The organism is Proteus hauseri ATCC 700826 (genome assembly GCF_001654965.1).
Taxonomy (GTDB): Bacteria; Pseudomonadota; Gammaproteobacteria; order Enterobacterales; family Enterobacteriaceae; genus Proteus; species Proteus hauseri.
The window spans coordinates 1-17,321 of the sequence record NZ_LXEV01000036.1; the positions used below are offsets into that span (position 1 = coordinate 1).

The 17,321-nt window shown below is 38.2% G+C and carries 11 protein-coding genes; 5 read left to right on the forward strand and 6 right to left on the reverse strand.

The window, feature by feature from the left end; all coding sequences use genetic code 11:
- The first annotated feature begins 755 nt into the window (after positions 1 to 755).
- From M997_RS16240 to M997_RS16260, 5 genes are all read left to right on the forward strand, one after another.
- Positions 756 to 1,403 (forward strand): CPBP family intramembrane glutamic endopeptidase, encoded by a 648-nt coding sequence (locus M997_RS16240; RefSeq protein ID WP_064721162.1) that lies wholly within the window; start codon positions 756 to 758, stop codon positions 1,401 to 1,403.
- A 305-nt stretch (positions 1,404 to 1,708) separates the two neighbouring features.
- Complete coding sequence (locus tag M997_RS16245) at positions 1,709 to 2,344, forward strand: OB-fold-containig protein (RefSeq protein ID WP_064721163.1); 636 nt, start codon at positions 1,709 to 1,711, stop codon at positions 2,342 to 2,344.
- Positions 2,345 to 2,424: 80 nt separating this feature from the next.
- Complete coding sequence (locus M997_RS16250) at positions 2,425 to 4,626, forward strand: flotillin family protein (protein ID WP_064721164.1); 2,202 nt, start codon at positions 2,425 to 2,427, stop codon at positions 4,624 to 4,626.
- An 83-nt stretch (positions 4,627 to 4,709) separates the two neighbouring features.
- Positions 4,710 to 9,653, forward strand: a complete 4,944-nt coding sequence (locus tag M997_RS16255; protein ID WP_064721165.1) for a DNA repair ATPase — start codon at positions 4,710 to 4,712, stop codon at positions 9,651 to 9,653.
- Between the two features lie 643 nt (positions 9,654 to 10,296).
- On the forward strand, positions 10,297 to 11,262 hold the full coding sequence (locus tag M997_RS16260; protein ID WP_064721166.1) for a helix-turn-helix domain-containing protein: 966 nt from the start codon (positions 10,297 to 10,299) through the stop codon (positions 11,260 to 11,262).
- A gap of 93 nt (positions 11,263 to 11,355) precedes the next feature.
- On the opposite strand, the gene M997_RS16265 is transcribed toward M997_RS16260, so the two are convergent.
- The 6 genes from M997_RS16265 to M997_RS16290 form a co-directional block, all read right to left on the reverse strand.
- Positions 11,356 to 11,640, reverse strand: a complete 285-nt coding sequence (locus tag M997_RS16265; protein ID WP_064721167.1) for a ferredoxin family protein — start codon at positions 11,638 to 11,640, stop codon at positions 11,356 to 11,358.
- The gene (locus M997_RS16270) at positions 11,637 to 12,923 is read right to left on the reverse strand and encodes an FAD-dependent oxidoreductase (RefSeq protein WP_064721168.1); all 1,287 of its coding nucleotides are present in this window, start codon (positions 12,921 to 12,923) and stop codon (positions 11,637 to 11,639) included. The genes M997_RS16265 and M997_RS16270 overlap by 4 nt, the downstream gene beginning before the upstream one ends.
- 63 nt (positions 12,924 to 12,986) lie before the next feature.
- Complete coding sequence (locus tag M997_RS16275) at positions 12,987 to 13,928, reverse strand: FAD-binding protein (protein ID WP_064721169.1); 942 nt, start codon at positions 13,926 to 13,928, stop codon at positions 12,987 to 12,989.
- 12 nt (positions 13,929 to 13,940) lie between these two features.
- Positions 13,941 to 14,717 carry a putative electron transfer flavoprotein FixA gene (fixA, locus tag M997_RS16280; protein WP_064721170.1) on the reverse strand — a complete coding sequence of 259 codons (777 nt, stop codon included), beginning with the start codon at positions 14,715 to 14,717 and terminating at the stop codon, positions 13,941 to 13,943.
- Between the two features lie 53 nt (positions 14,718 to 14,770).
- Complete coding sequence (locus tag M997_RS16285) at positions 14,771 to 15,910, reverse strand: acyl-CoA dehydrogenase family protein (RefSeq protein ID WP_064721171.1); 1,140 nt, start codon at positions 15,908 to 15,910, stop codon at positions 14,771 to 14,773.
- Between the two features lie 91 nt (positions 15,911 to 16,001).
- On the reverse strand, positions 16,002 to 17,321 hold the full coding sequence (locus tag M997_RS16290; RefSeq protein WP_064721172.1) for a GntP family permease: 1,320 nt from the start codon (positions 17,319 to 17,321) through the stop codon (positions 16,002 to 16,004).

A 17,321-nucleotide genomic window follows, 5' to 3' on the forward strand; every position in this document is an offset into this window, starting at 1 on the left:
CTTTTTCTTTTTCTTTTTCTTTTTCTTTTTCTTTCAACATTTGAATACTTTTTTATTTCACTACTTAAGTTTTTTGTACTTTCTTTTATACCTCCTATATCTCTTTTCCTAATTTGGGCATTTTTTATAAATATGATAATGTCATTGTCACTTTTTCAAGTTCATTCTTTTTTATCATCGCTTGAGTATTATAATATCTTTTTGTTGCCTGAATATGAGTTCCATACATATTAATAATCTTGTTTATTCCATATACTGTACCCACTAGTTTCCGTGAAAAAGTGTTGCCATGATATACTTTCATATTTAAAAAATATAATTTTTTGCGGTTGGCATTCATTGTGAGTTAACGGATTTTGAAAAATCATATCAATATGGCTTATCGTTGCTTTGGCTATTTTAATTTGAAAATAAAGAGTAAAACAACCATTACATCTGTCTTATATAAATTAAAAATACAATCTAATTCCTCATTGTCAGAAATAGCTATTCCTAATAATGGGGTAGATTTATCTCATATTTTTTTATCGTTATAGGGAAATCACTGACATTTGGTTCTCTTGAAAGCGAATGACTTAGTTTATAAATATATTTTTCTATAGGAGTATATTTATATTTCATCTTAATCAATCAAAGTAATAAGGACGCTTTACTCTTTAATTTCTTCAAATAATCTAATGATTTAACAATTTAAACACGCTATCCTATTAAGCTAAAACTAGCGGATATTATTTATTATAACAGGACAAATACAAATGGAATTTCCTAAAGACCGAGTTTTTCACTCCCTTATCTGTGTATTTGCTTTTATAATCTATTATTTTTCACCTTTTATTATTCTATTTATTCCTAACGTAAAAGATTTTTTACAATCAAATTATTCAATTACATTAGTAACTTTTCTTATCTACCTTCCCTTTAGCCTTATCATTTGGTTTGCTTATCAGAAAAATATCAAATTAATGCCACTAGGTAGCGTTCATTGGCGAAAATTAATAGCACCATTATTAGCACTTATCGCCTTAATCTTTATTAATGGTTTTTTAGGCACAGAAGAAAAAGAATGGATAGAGTTAACTAATAATATTACTGGGTTTGCTTTTTTTCTCTTTGTTCTCTCCATTATATTTATTGCACCAATTACGGAAGAGATAATCTTCAGAGGCTTTCTACTCAATGCCGGTATGTGGTATGGCAATACAGGAAAGTGGATTGCCATAATCACTTCGTCTCTACTATTTTCTACCATACATACGCAATACCACTCTCTTAGCACATTTACACTTATTTTTATTATGGGTATTATCTTCTGTCAGGTAAGAATAAGTACTCACTCTCTTATTGCTCCAATAGTACTGCACAGTCTGTACAATACACTGGTAATTACCTTTTCTATAATTTAGCGTTTTATACATAATAAAAAGATTAATATTTATATAAAATACTTATCAGCACGCAATTTATGGATAAATAATAGTTAAATATTTTGTCTTTAACCTTTAGGGAATGATCCGATATTATAAAAGATAATAAGTAATATTATTCAACCACAACGAAATAACTTATATTAAAGTTTATCGACCATAAAAATAGGCTAATAAACATAGAATATAGAGATAACCACATGCTTTATAAGTGATTTAAAGTATGATAAATATTATTAATGTGATAGTGAAATCGCCACTTTTTAATTAAGGGAACTGCTTATATGAATTTATTTTTCCAAAACAGCCTAACCTTTCCGTGCATTATTTTTAGTGCACTACTTATTATTATTCTTTTCTACTGGCTATGCGCTGCATTTGGATTATTAGATATCGACTTATTCAATATTGATAGTGAATTTGATATAAACGCAGATGCTACCGGATTTGCAGGTTGGCTAACTAAATTAGGCTTAGCCGGTATCCCTATTACCATTATATTAACCTTCTTTACGCTTTTTGGTTGGTTTATCAGTTATTTTAGCGTTCATTGGTTTATTCGCTATATTGATACCGCTTTACTGCATTATTTTGTTGGTTTTATTCTATTTATTGTTATTGCCTTTATTTCACTTCAACTTACGGCATTATGTTTAAAACCAATCCGTAAAAAATTAATAATGAAAAATAAGCCAAAATCAGTACACCAACTGGCAGGAAAATTAGCGACCGTTCGCTCGGATAAAGTGACTGAAATTAAAGGTGAAGCCATTTTAGAAGACGGTGGCGCAGGTTTAATCTTACAAATCAGAGCACCTGCAACAGAAAATATTAAACGAGGTGATAGCGTTATTATTATCAGTTATGACGCAGCAACTCATAGTTATCAAGTCGTTACGGAAGATGAATTTCGTCGCTAACCCTTTATATCGATGAAAATACATTTAGCTAACAGACAATATTTAACACGACGACATCGTTGAACTTATGGAGAAAGAATATGGACTTGGCTTTTATAATGCCTTTTTTGACCATTATTGGCTGTGTGATCCTAATAATTTTAGGATTATTTGGACTGTTTAAGGCATTTTATATCAAGGTTCCACAGGGTACTGCATTAATCGTCAATGATATGACCTCGCAGCCAAAAGTACATTTTACGGGCGCATTGGTCTATCCCGTCATCTATAAAAAAGAATTTATGCGTATCTCTCTTCTGACATTAGAGGTAGATCGTCGCGGTAAAGATGGCCTTATCTGTCAGGATAATTTACGTGCTGATATCACCGTAGCATTCTATTTACGGGTTAATGAAACGACTGAAGACGTATTAAAAGTTGCCAAAGCCATTGGGGTTGAGCGCGCTTCAGATCACCAAGCTGTAAGCACCCTCTTTAGCGCAAAATTTTCTGAAGCATTAAAAACTGTAGGTAAACAGTTTGATTTAGCCAAGCTTTTTGAAGACAGACAAAACTTTCGTGATCGCATTGTTGATGTTATTGGTAAAGATCTCAACGGCTACGCATTAGAAGACGTTGCTATCGACTACTTAGAACAAACACCAAAATCAGCTCTTGATCCGAATAATATTTTTGACTCTGAAGGTATTCGTAAAATAACTGAAATCACAGCTATTCATAATATTGAAACTAACCAAAAAGAGCGTGATCAAGAATTAGCTATTCAGAAAAAAAATGTTGAAACACGTGAAGCGAGCCTAGCATTAGAACGCCAACAGGCTGACGCAGAAGCGCGCCAAAAACGTGAAATCGATAATATTCGTGCTCGTGAAACCTCAGAAACATTGCGGGTGCAAGAAGAAGAACGTTTAAAATCAGAACAAGCGAGAATTCAAACTCAGCAAGAAATTGAAATTCGTGAAGAAAATCGTATGCGTGAAGTTGAAGTTGCACAACAAAATCGCACACGAGCTGTTGCTATTGAAGAAGAACGAGTCAGTCGTGCGCGTGAATTAGAGATAGTTGCTCGCGAGCGTGAAGTAGAGCTACAACGCATTGAAAAAGAAAAAGCCTTAGAAGAAGAGCGTAAAAATATTTCAAGCGTGATCCGTGAACGTGTTGCGGTTGAAAAAACGGTTGCTCAAGAAGAAGAACGCATTAAAGAAGTACGTGAAATATCAGAAGCTGAACGTATGAAGCAAGTCACAGTGATTAATGCGCAAGCTGAAGCAGAAGAATCGTTAGTGCGCCAGGTAAAAAAAGCCGAAGCCGATGAAGTCAGCGCCAAACATAAAGCCGAAGAAATAAGCACAATGGCAAAAGCTGAACTAGAAGCTTCTGCCAAACAAGCCGAAGCGAAAAAACGCCTTGCTGAAGGTATAGAAGCTGAACATGCTGCATTAGGTTTAGCCGAAGCACGCGTTCGTCAAGCCACCGCTGAGGCCGAAGAAAAAGAAGGTTTAGTCTTAGCCAATATCACAGCAGAAAAACTGTTAGCAGAAGCCCGTGGCTTAAAAGAAAAAGGCTTAACAGAAGCACAAGTGATGGAAGCTAAAGCACAAGCTGAGCAACAACAAGGTTTTGCTGAAGCCAAAATTTTAGAAGAAAAATTGATGGCTCAAGCACGTGGTGAAGAACAACAAGCCAATGCTAAAGAGAAATTAGGTTTAGCGGATGCGAAAATTCTTGAAGAAAAACTAGCAGCGCAAGCACGAGGTGAAGGACAACTAGGTGCCGCACAAGCTGAAGTCATTCGCCAACGCTTGAAAGCAGAAGCTGATGGTTTAACGGATAAATTCAAATCAATGGATCACCTCAGTGATACTGCGCGTTCTCATGAAGAGTTCCGTATGCGTCTTGAGAAAGAATTTGAACAAGCTATGGCATCAATTGACGCCAATAAAGAAATTGCTCGCGAACAAGCTGATGTATTGGCCGCAGCGCTGAGCAAAACCAATATTGAAATTGTTGGTGGTGATGGCAGCTTCTTTAATACCTTCTCTAAAGCACTGAGCTTAGGTAAAGCCGTTGATGGTTTTATGGATAAGAGCAGCTTTGCCAAAGAGAACGTTGAAAAACTAATTAATCGCACCAAACAAGATAAAAAAATGGATATTGCTTCCTTATTAAATAACCCAGAAGTCCAAGATTTAATTAATGGATTTATGGCAACCAAAGGATCAAGTCAACTTGCTAAAAATGTGACGGAAAAACCAGAACCATCAGCAGATGACTCATTTTAAATAAAGGAATACAAAAGGCATATAACTTAGTTATATGCCTTTTAATAATATTTATCGATTAAGCCAAGGAAATCCGTTATACCATGTCTGATATTCAGGATACGAACCGCGAACAGGAAATACTCGACAGCGCTGTTGCACAAGGTGGCGCGTATGAAATATTACGCAAACGTCTAACAGAACAAGGTCAGCAACTTCATCAACAGGCAGCGTTATTAAACCAACATCGCTTAGATGAATTTGGTCAAAGCCAAATGGATATCATTGGGCGCATTCGTATTCGTACTGAAAATAATTGCCAAGCAAGAGATATTGTTCGCGTTGGTGATTGGCTTCTTTTTGGCTATAACGTATTTCTTGGGCTCAAACGAGAAACGCATATTGAAGATGTCTTTTCGCTCTATCGGTTAACAGAAACTGAAGGTGAATTTGATGTTGAAGCTGTCGCTTATGAAGACACATTTTTAAGTGACTATCGCTTTGTTCAGGATTTCACTGAACTTTATACCTACTATAAAGATACGCAATTACTCCAATTAGTTGAACGTGATGGTAAATTACTTGCCAGCTTTCAAATAGGTGCACGTATTACTGATGTTCGTGTTTTTCGTTGGGCCATTTCCAGTGATAAGCAACGAATTGAATATATTGATAATCGCGGCGAGCGCGATATCGCCCTTCCCCCTGCTTACGATTTTACTTGGGTAAGAACACAAAGAGAAAACACCGTTAATGGTCGTTTTCCTCATATTAATATTCTCGATACTGTTTTTGTTGAAACTACAGGTGGCGATCTCACCATTAAATGTGAAAATAACACCGAAGATGGCTTAGGTATTTATCGCGAAGCGGTACTAGATAAAAACCAATCTCTTGATGATGCACTTATTGAATATGCACAAACAGGCAGCTTAATTTTATTAAAAATCCTGCCTTATCGCGAAGAGAACTGGCGTTATCTGGTCTATAACACCTTAACTCAAAGCGTGCAGCGCATAGATGCTATCGGGCAAGCTTGTGTGCAACTACCAGAAGATCATGGAATTATTTTCCCTGGTGGCTATTACCTACAAAATGGTGAATATAAAACCTTCGATCAACCTATGGAAGGCATGTATTTTCGCCGTTTGCGCCGCTCACCTAATGGCGAAGATGTACTATATGTTTTCTATTCACCAACACAAGGCCGCCTAGCTCTATTTAATTACAATATGATTGAACGTAAGTTAGCTGTGCCTTTAGTTGGGCATGGTTACGCGATGTTTGAAGATGGAAAAATGGTGTTATTTGAAGGTGAAAGCGAAGAAGCAACTCGCGTTCACCCAATGCAAGTTTGGCAAACACCGTTTTATTCTGAAGAATTTGCTGATAAACAGCCTCCTCGTAATGGCTTTTATGGTCGTATAGGTAATGCGGATTTAGTGCGAGGTATTTCTGAAATATTGCATGTGGCAAAAGAAATAGAGGGTAATCAAGTCTCTATTAGTCGCTATGAGCAACTTAGCCAACAAGCTAAAAATCTACTCGATCTTTATTACTGGTTTAACGACGAACATTGTTTAGGTATTGGAAAATTACTAAAAGAAATCACCCAAACCAGCGAATTAGTGCTTGATGAATATGAAAAAGTTGAAAGTATTCGCCAACAATCTGCTAAAGCAATAAATGAAGCCATTAGTCGGCAAAAATCGCTAATTTCTTTAACTCATCCAGATAGTTGGAACGATATTCAGCAATTTGTTGATGGATTAAATCAATTAAATGCACATCGTGGCCATTTGATTTCGTTACGTGAATTCCGTTATATGGATTTAACGAAGCTCAGTGAGATGGAACAAGAAATCACCGATGCACAGCAACGTGTTTCACAAGCTACAGCCGTTTTTCTTGCTAGCGAAAAAGCCTTACAACCTTTTAAAACACAGCTTATCGCTTTTGAAGAGTTAATAGAGAAAGCACAAAACAGCGCCCAGTTAGATATTCCAATGAATGACATGGAACAAATGTCCTCAGATTTGGATATGTTATCTAACTTAATGGCCTCGCTAACATTTAGTGATATTACTCAGCAAACTCAAATTATCGATGCGATTTCACAAATTTATGCGCAATTAAACCAGTCACGAGCGCGCTTACAACAAAAAAGAAAATCACAAAGCAGCGTTGAAACGGTCGCACAATTTGGTGCGCAATTTCGCCTATTTAGCCAAGGGATCACCAATGCGCTCTCTCTTGCGACTGATCCTGAGCGTTGTGACGATCAACTCTCTCGCTTACTGGTTCAATTAGAAGAACTTGAGAGCCAGTTTAGTAGCTACGATGAATTTTTAGATGATATTCTGACTAAACGTGAAGAACTTGTAGAAACCTTTGAATCACATAAACAAACGTTGATCGACGAACGTCAGCGCAGAGCACAAAATCTATTAACAGCGGCTGATCGCCTATTAGAAAACTTACAGCGCAGAACCGCAAGGCTTCAATCTCAAGATGAATTAAATGCCTTTTTTGCTTCAGATCCTTTAGCATCAAAGACAAGAGAGATCATTGAAAAACTAAGAGAAATCAATGATAACGTAAAAGCAGATGATATTGATGCGCGACTAAAATCCTCTCGTGATCAAGCTATTCGCATATTACGTGATAAAACCGATATTTTTGAAGATAACGGTAACATTATTAAATTGGGACCTCGTCATCGTTTTAGTGTTAATACACAAGAGCTTGATCTGACGATTTTACCTAAAGACGAAAAACTGTGGTTATATCTCACAGGAACAGACTTCCAAGAACCGATAGAAAATGCGGAACTTGAACAGCTTAAACCCTATTGGGATGCATCACTTGAATCGGAATCCGATACCGTTTACCGAGCAGAATATCTCGCTTATTCAATTATTTATGCCGCAGCAAAGCGTCAAGATAATCTGACTTATGATATTTTAAAAAATGCGCTGACTGTACCAGATAAACTTGAAAAGCTAGTACGTGATTTTGCAACGCCACGCTATAAAGAAGGGTATGAAAAAGGGATCCACGATCACGATGCTATCGCTATCTTAAAACAATTGATCCCGACAGGAGAAAGTGCCGATCTTCTGCGTTATAACCCAACAGCTCGCGCAATTGCCGCTATTTTCTGGGAAAATACACAACATAATGAATATCCTGCACTTTGGCCTGAACGTGCGAGAACAGCGCTAAATATTCAACAGCTTTTTCATAATGACGATGCATTAATTGACCTACAAGCAGAAATTGAGGCAGATATTCGCTTATTCTTAATTGATAATCCGATTTCATGCCAAAGTTATACGCCAATACAAGCAGCTGAATATCTTAGTTTTATTTTGGCAAGAACCCCTATTGAGCTTGTTTATAGTAAATATGCCAAACAGCTAGTTGTTGCACTACAAAGTCGATTAGAAGAAGCACATATGTGGATCGATTTTAATCGTTCACAACAAAATTTAGGTACTCGTTATGCTCAGCGCTGGGCATTAATCCAAAATTGGTTACAAGGACTATGTTCTATTGAGCAATATGCCTCTCTCACTCCTTACATTCCGGGTGCTATTGCTATTATTATTCTGGATAAAGTCGCTTCAGCACGTTATAGCGAAGCTTGCCTCTACTTTACGGTAAATGGATTATTGGGCGAACACCCAACAATTAAAAACCAATCACTATCATTAAGTTTAGATGACTACTTTAGCCGTATGCGAGGGCAGCGAAAAACCTTTATTCCTGCATTTCGTCAATATCAAACCTTACGCCAAAAAATCGTGATCGACCAACGCGCGCGTTTAAAACTTCATGAATTTAAAGCTAAACCGTTAAGCTCTTTTGTGCGTAACAAACTGATTAATGATGTTTATTTGCCTATTATTGGTGACAATATGGCAAAACAAATTGGGGCATTAGGCGAAGGTAAACGCACCGATTTAATGGGATTATTGCTGATGATATCCCCGCCGGGTTACGGTAAAACCACATTAATGGAATATGCGGCGGCACGTTTAGGGCTAATTTTTATGAAGATAAACGGCCCTGCATTAGGACACAACGTACTATCACTAGATCCTGAACAAGCCCCCAATGCAACCGCCAGACAAGAGCTAGAAAAACTCAATCTCGCTCTTGAAATGGGAAATAACGTGATGCTGTATGTAGATGATATTCAGCACACTCACCCTGAATTTTTGCAAAAATTTATCTCATTGTGTGATGGAACAAGACGTATTGAAGGTGTTTGGCGCGGAAAAACCAAAACCTATGATATGCGTGGAAAAAAATTCTGTGTGGTCATGGCAGGCAACCCCTATACCGAATCAGGAGAAATATTCCGCATCCCTGACATGCTAGCAAACCGTGCTGATATCTATAATTTAGGTGAAGTATTAGGTGGAATGGATGACGCATTTGCGTTGAGTTATATCGAAAATAGCCTAACGTCTAATCCCGTTTTGGCGCCATTAGCGCTACGTGATTTAAACGACCTCTATCTTTTTGTTGATAAAGCGATGGGAAAATCCGTCTCTACTAACGCACTAAGTTACCCCTATTCAGATGCAGAAATTAGTGAAATCGTTTTAGTACTTAAACACTTAATCACATTACGCAATGTTATCTTAAAAGTGAATCAACAATATATTGCCAGTGCAGCGCAATCCGATAAATATCGCACAGAGCCGGCATTTCGCTTACAGGGTAGTTACCGTAATATGAATAAGCTTAGTGAAAAAGTCTCTTCAGTGATGAATGAAGACGAACTAGAAAGACTACTTGATGATCATTATCTTGGTGAAGCACAATTACTAACAACAGGTGCCGAAGAAAACCTATTAAAACTCGCTGAACTGCGCGGAAAATTGTCAGAAAAAGAGTCGATACGCTGGCAACAAATTAAAAAAGACTTTATGCGTAATAAAGCGTTGGGTGGTGATAATGCGGATATTGGCGACCGCGTTGTTAGCCAATTAGCCAATTTAGTTGAGAGCGTACAAGAACTTGGAAAGTTAGCTTAACTAAATGAAGTAAAGTTATTGAGTAAACCTACTATTAATTTATTTTAGTAGGTTTACTCAGAAAAATAGTGTTTATTAAAATATTTCACTTTACTTTACCCTATTAACAATCATTATTTTAATAATGAATTAACTATTTAATAATCATCCTATTATTATTTTAAAGCATATTAGTTATATAGTATAATAAAAGAATACATCTACTGCATTAACGATAAAAAACCATTTAGTTAACAAACCACAATCTTAATTACATAATTTATATATTTAATCATTCAATGAAAAGAATAAAATAAAAGAATTTTTAATAAGAATAAATATAAATAGTTTTATGAGATCTCTCTCTAAAGATAAGAAATTAACTTAGGATTAATCATCATAGAAATGATAGCATCAAAAGTGCTATAAACTAACTTTATAATTTATAATAATTTTATTTTAATAGTTGAAGTTCAAGAAAATATATTAGCTTCAATTTATTAACAATCCAGACAATATAAATAAACGTTAATACTAATATCAACGTATTATTTCAAATAAGATTATTATGAAAAATTATTCTATTTTTATCTGGATTAATCCAGGTTTTATGCCAGATAAGTAGCAACACAACAAAAATACTTTCAATAAAAGTGGGCGTACTATGAAAAGCATGTTTACGACTAGGGAAGTCCCTGACGTAGATCGGTTTTCCGTATTCAGGGATACTATAAAAGACCGCTTTTTATCTTCTTATGAATGCAATGAGGTCGAATTACCGCCTAACTCTCGATTCTATGCCAATATCGTCGAGCAGCAGGTGACAAATATTCGTTTTATTCAGCTAGAATCCAACGGGCACTGGGCGAGTAGCCGTCCTTTATCTCATAAACTCAGCCTTGAGGAGCATTTCCAAATAGAGCTACAGCGTTCAGGTACTAGCCATCTTACTCAAGATGGTAGAACTGCATTTTTACGCCAAGGTGACTTTTGTATTTTTGATATGGCAAGACCGGTTTCTTGGTCTTTTGATAACGACTATTCGCTATTTAAAATTTTAATTCCAAGAGAAAAACTGGCTTCACGTTTAGGAAATACGCAAAACCTAACCGCGAGGGCTATCCGAGGCAACAGCATTACCGGCTCTTTAGTATATAGCTTTGTTATGCGCTATATCCCTTTTTTAGATTCAATGCCGCCACAACATGCGCAACAACTTGCTGATATTTTGCTGAATTTAATTACCTCGGCATTTAGTGAATACAGTATCGCAACACCACCACAAAGCCTTGGGCGCTCTACCTTATTTTATTTTGCTCAGCATTATCTTGAGCAGCGGCTTTCTGATCCTGAATTAAGCGTCAATGAATGTGCTAATGCATGTGGGATCTCTGTGCGCTATTTGCAAATGCTCTTTAAAGAACAAAATACTTCTGTTCATCGTTGGATACACCAAAAACGTCTTGATAATTATAAAGCCGCATTAGTTAATCCATTATTAGCAGAAAAAAATATTACCCAACTTGCTTATGAATGTGGATTTAGTGATATTTCAAATTTAAGTCGTAAATTTAAATCTGAATTTTTCATGACACCATCGGAATATCGTAAAATACATTCTTTAAGATAACTAATTATATTATTTGTTCTTTACTCTTGTTTTATCGCACCCTTTATATTATTTCTGGCAGGTTATATTAAAGGGTGCAATACTATGTCATTATTAGCCGTAACGAAATTCAATACCTAATGTGCCACAAGGATATTCCCATTTAGCTAATACAGTATCGCCACATAATACCCGGCAAGTGCCGCATTCTAAACAGCCAGCATAATCAAAAAGATACTGCCCTTTTTCATCTCGTTTATATAATCCAGCGGGGCATGCCTTCATTAGTATTTCAAATTGAACTGGGTCGATATTTTCATTTAATACAATATGTGGATTTTCTTCATCTACATTAAATTTATTAACCCCTAATTTAACATCTACGTTTACCTTACTCATAAAGATCGTACTCCCTTAAATCCGTCTTTAATTAAATTCATTACTCCGACTTTTTTAACTTGAGACAGTATTTTCTTACGAACAGGTTTTTCAGGCCCATTAATCACAAATAAGTCATGCATGACATTCGCAGCCATTTGTGGGTAATCAGTAAAGAATCTTGTATTATCCAAGAAAGAAGGTAAGTCTTTATACAGCTTCATATCTTTCATCACAAAGCTGTCATTTAATAAAGATTGATAACAACTTAGCTCTTTTTGGCTATAGCTGTTTTGCTCTTTCGCCAGTAATACCGCTTTTGCTGCTGCTTCTCCCGATGCTATCGCTAAATCCATCCCTCTTACGGTATAGCCAACATTCAGACAAAATCCAGCGGCATCACCCGCAACTAGCACACCATCTTTGACTAATTCAGAAACCATATTCATGCCGCCTTCTGGCACCATATGTGCTGAATATTCTAATAGTTTTCCATCTTTAATTAATGGCGCAACAATGGGGTGTTGTTTAAAATCTTCCAACATTTGAGGTACTGTTTTTTCGAATTTATCGACATTATGTAGCCCCAGAACCAGTCCTAATGAAACCGTATTTTTATTGGTATATAAAAAACCACCACCTAAATATCCACCTGATGGAGCACCCGCAAAGAGCCATGCTAAACCATCATCATTAGTACAACCAAATCGGTCTTCCATTTGTTGTGGCGTGAATTCTAATAATTCTTTTACACCAACAGCTACGGTGTGAGGATTAACTTTTTGTGTCATGCCTAGCTGTTTTGCCAATAATGAGTTCACACCATCAGCCAAAATAACCACATTGGCTTCAATCTCATCATCACCGGCTTTAACACCACAGACTTTTCCCTCTTTTACTAAAACTTCATCAACACGAACCCCGGTTATCACCTGAGCACCAGCATCTTCAGCCTTTTCCATTAACCATTGGTCAAATGAAGAGCGTAATACCGTGTAAGAGCGTGCAGAAGCCTCTTCTTCTTGGGTATGTTGATAATCGAGTGTCACGCCATCTGTCGGCGTTAACATAGAAATTTTTTCGCGGGTAACCACGCGTTCTACTGGGGCTTCTTTTGCAAAATCGGGGATAATTTTTTCTAAGCTATGTGCATATAATCGTCCACCCGTCATATTTTTGCTGCCAGCAAAATTACCACGTTCTACGACTAAAACATCACAACCAGCTTGCGCCAGTACATAAGCCGCCGTACCACCTGCAAGGCCACCACCCACAATAATGGCGTCAAAAATATCGTCTGACATACTTTTATATCCTTTTATTATGTTTGGTCACTTGGCAACAAAATACCAAGTGACCGATGGCAATTAACCACCAAGCTTCGCGGTTAATGCAGGTAATACTTTGTAGAGATCGCCAACAATACCGTAGTCTACGACATTAAAAATTGGTGCATTTTTATCTTTGTTGATCGCAATAATGGTCTTAGTACGATCAACACCCACCATATGCTGGATTTGCCCTGAAATACCGACAGCAATATAAACATCAGCCCCTAATGTCACACCCGATACGCCAATGTAACGATCATGTTCCATCCAACCTTCGCCTTCAGCGATAGGACGCGAACAACCAACTTCACCTTGTAATGCTTTTGCTAAAGCCGTTGCTAAGGCGATATCATCAGCCTTAGCAAAACCACGCCCCACACCAACAACACAATGCGATTTACCTAAGTCAACACTACTACCTTGTTTTGGTTTACGTGCTAATACTTTTAATGCATGGGCTGGTGCAACAAAGGCACTTTGCACAACTTGTGCATTGGGTGCGCCAGTTATTGCTTCAACATCCAACGCACTCCCAACAGTCACCACCGCATAAGAAGAACGAATTTCAGCCGTTGCATGTGCTAAACCACCGTAAACCTGATGTGTTGCCAGTAGAGTATTGTTTTCAACACGTAAACTTAATGCATCACTAACAACACCCGCCTTCAGTGCAACACCAAGACGCGCCGCAATTGCTTTAGCGCGTTTTGATGCTGACAATAACACCAATGAATTAGCCCCTGCTTCTTGAATAATTTGAGCAAAAGAAGCGGCATAATCTTCAGTAGCCACATTGTCTTGTGGTGCAAAACAATAAACGCAATCAGCACCTAAACTCACACATTCACGCGTGTTTTCATCATTACCAATAAATAAAACATTAACCTTTTCACCAAATCCACGAGCAAACGCAATCAACTTTGCTAAATCATCCGCTTTTTCGGCATAAACAAAGGTAGTTGGTAGTAAACTAGCCATTTTAGGATCTCCTTATTGATTAAGCGCTTGGCGTAAATGTTCAGCAAAAGCAGCGATATTCTCGTCAGAATCACCTTCTAAAATAACACCGAGACGATCTGCCTGCTCTGGTGCACAAATCGCTGTTTGCACAACAGTTGGCACAGAAATATCAACGCCAATATCCGCTAGGCTCCACTTTTCTACTGGTTTTTTATTTGCCGCTAAAATCGCTTTCATTGAGGGTAATTTTGGTGTGTTAATACTGGATGTCACAGAAATAACTGCCGGTAATGTCAGTTCAACTTCTTCAGTGATATTTTCTAAATCGCGCTCAACAATGATTTTGTCGCCTGCAACGGTGACTTTGCTGACCGCATTAACGCAAGGTAAACCTAAAAATTCACCAACGGCTAAACCTGTTTGTTGAGCATATAAATCGCCAGAACCTTCACCGAAAACTAATAAATCAAAGCCCGTTTTTTTTGCGGCTTCTGCGATAATTTTAGCGGTATCCGTTGAATAGAGTGCGTTACATACATCATCAGAAATAACCGCTAATGAGTCAGGGCCACGAGATAAAATATCTTTTTTGATTTTCGCGTTTTCGACCATCGCCGTTGGCCCAACACTCAATGCAACAACACTGCTATCGCCTTGTGCGGTTGCAATTTCAACCGCAGTTTCTATCGCGTTTAAGTCATATAAACTAATTTTTAAACCCGCATTATCAGTTGCGAGTGTACGATCAGGCCGTGTTGTGATGTCTTGTTCGTCATGAACAACCTTACAGCAGGCAATAAGTTTCATAATTCAAATTCTCCATTCAGATGAATGAAACGGGTTAATAGATTTGTATGTAATTAAGCCAAAATATGTTTTGCGATGACCATGCGTTGCACCTCACTGGTGCCTTCAAAAATTTCGGTCAATTTGGCTTCTCGCATCAGGCGTTCAACTGGGTAAGATTTGGTGTAACCCATACCGCCATGTAATTGCACCGCTTTTTGAGTAACATAAGTCGCGGTTTCAGCAGCATAAAGTTTTGCTTGTGCTGATTCGCGGGTATAGGGAAGTCCGGCCATTTTTGCCGCAGCTGCGCGATAAACCAGCATACGCGCACAATCCACACGGGTTGCCATATCGACTAACACCCACTGAATACCTTGGTTAGCAGCGATAGGTTTACCAAATTGAATACGTTCTTTGGTGTAAGTAATGGTGGCATCTAATGCACTTTGTGCGATACCTAATGCAAGCGCTGAACAACTCAAGCGTCCACCGTCTAAGGTTTCCATTGCGATATTAAATCCTTTACCTTCTTCACCTAACATCGCACTTGCTGAAACCACACAATCACTAAAGCTAACAGAGCATGTCTCAGAACCATTCATGCCCATTTTGTCTTCTGGTAAACCAATGCTCATACCGGGGTTATCACGCTCTACTAAAAATGCCGTGATACCTTTTACGCCTTTGCTTTTATCTGTCATTGCAAAAACAATAAAGAAAGCACCTTGAGGTGCGGCTGTGATCCACAATTTAGAGCCGTTAATCACATAGTTATCGCCTTGGCGTACTGCAACTGTTTGTTGTGCTGCCGCATCACAGCCTGCGCTTGGTTCTGATAAACAGAAACAACCCAGTTTTTCACCAGAAACCACCCCCGGTAGAATGCGAGCTTTAGTTTCTTCATCTGCGTATTTTTGAATAACAGGCCCTGTTAATGAACATTGTGAGCCCATAATCATGGCGTGAGATGCACTGACTTTAGCCATCTCTTCTGTCGCTAACACATAGCTCAGCGCATCGGCTTCTGTACCGCCGTAAGCTTCATCAATATTGAAACCAAAAAGCCCCAACTCAGCCATTGGCGACACACTTTCACTAGGAAAACGGTGTTCTTTATCAATTTCACCTGCAATAGGTTTGATGTCGTTTTCAACGAACTCTCTGACCATATCGCGGATCAGAATTTGTTCTTCGGTTAGCTGAAAATCCATGTTTATTTCCTCTGAGAATATTTATGGTTATCTCTATGGCGTGCGATTTCGCGTTTGTCGTCTTATCACACGCATTAATGGGTCAACGTTCTTACATCGTCGCTATAGATGCGGGTAAAAAGGTGTACAGCAGCAACATAAACATCATGGCTAACAGTGGGATAGCTAAGGTTAATGTCCCCACAGGACCATAGCCTTCTTTATGGCTGACACCACAGACACTAAAGACCGTAATAATCAGGCCGTTAAATGGCGGTGTGGTACTCATGGATGCCATAGTGGCAACACGGTGTAATGAACCTTGGTCGACAACAGTGGCTGGGAACATAGTGGCTATCATTGGCATCGCGATACTTAGCGCTCCAGAACCAGAACCACTAATAAACACCAGCGCACCGACTGAAATTGCGGTCACCACCAGCGGATTTAAGCCAGATTGGGCGATAGCTTGGAAAGACTCTTTAAATGCAGGTAAGGTCATAACTAACGCACCAAACCCAACAATCACAGCGGTATTAAAAAGAGATGTCACCCCTTCCATTGTGCCGGCGGCTAAATTTGGAACGAGTTTTTTCCAATCGAGATAACGTAAGTAAACAACTAAGGCGGCAATAATGGCGCAGAACAGCGCAATAGCCGGATCCCATTTCAGAATATTCAATACAACTAACAAGATAAGCATCGGTAACAAAGCAACAAGCACGTTAGGTAATTTACGATTTTTATTACCTTCATCGGCTTTGGCGGTTTTTTCGTCTTCAACCCAACCTTCACCTTTTGCTTTTACGCGCTTAAATAACCAAGTGAGGTAAATAATCACTAAAGTGATTTGGAACAGCGCAGTTAACATTCCTGGCACTAAGCCTGCGGTTGCTGATGTTCCTAAGAATTTCATTGGGATAAGATTTTGGATCTGAGGTGATCCTGGCATTATCATCACAAATGTACCGGCACCGGCAAAATACACCGCAGGGATCAAGCGACGAGGAAGATTTGCTTTACGAAATAGACTGACCATCATTGAATAGACAGTAAACAGTGCAACGAAAACAGAAACACCGCCATACGCTAAAATGGCACAAGCTGCGACTAATGAAGGAATAACTGCTCTTTCACCAAATTTACCAATGATAAAAGAGGCTACACTGTCGGCAGCGCCACTAATAGCGGTTAACTTACCGAAAATAGCACCCAATACGAAGATGAAGAAGAAACTACCAAAATAGCCACCTAATCCACCGGTATACACTTGTAAAATTGCATCAACGGGATTAAGCATATTCGGAGATACCAGCCATGCTGTCACCGCAAGAAAAAGGCTGGTGGTAAAAACAGAAATAAAGATGTGTATACCTTTCATACACATAATCATCAATATCGCTAGCCCAATGACTAAACAAAGAATACCCAT

Bases quoted from the DNA above. Each gene is read 5' to 3' on its own strand.
- M997_RS16240 (WP_064721162.1), top strand. From the start codon at position 756: ATGGAATTTCCTAAAGACCGAGTTTTTCACTCCCTTATCTGTGTATTT.
- M997_RS16245 (WP_064721163.1), top strand. From the start codon at position 1,709: ATGAATTTATTTTTCCAAAACAGCCTAACCTTTCCGTGCATTATTTTT.
- M997_RS16250 (WP_064721164.1), top strand. From the start codon at position 2,425: ATGGACTTGGCTTTTATAATGCCTTTTTTGACCATTATTGGCTGTGTG.
- M997_RS16255 (WP_064721165.1), top strand. From the start codon at position 4,710: ATGTCTGATATTCAGGATACGAACCGCGAACAGGAAATACTCGACAGC.
- M997_RS16260 (WP_064721166.1), top strand. From the start codon at position 10,297: ATGAAAAGCATGTTTACGACTAGGGAAGTCCCTGACGTAGATCGGTTT.
- M997_RS16265 (WP_064721167.1), bottom strand. From the start codon at position 11,640: ATGAGTAAGGTAAACGTAGATGTTAAATTAGGGGTTAATAAATTTAAT.
- M997_RS16270 (WP_064721168.1), bottom strand. From the start codon at position 12,923: ATGTCAGACGATATTTTTGACGCCATTATTGTGGGTGGTGGCCTTGCA.
- M997_RS16275 (WP_064721169.1), bottom strand. From the start codon at position 13,928: ATGGCTAGTTTACTACCAACTACCTTTGTTTATGCCGAAAAAGCGGAT.
- fixA (WP_064721170.1), bottom strand. From the start codon at position 14,717: ATGAAACTTATTGCCTGCTGTAAGGTTGTTCATGACGAACAAGACATC.
- M997_RS16285 (WP_064721171.1), bottom strand. From the start codon at position 15,910: ATGGATTTTCAGCTAACCGAAGAACAAATTCTGATCCGCGATATGGTC.
- M997_RS16290 (WP_064721172.1), bottom strand. From the start codon at position 17,321: ATGGGTATTCTTTGTTTAGTCATTGGGCTAGCGATATTGATGATTATG.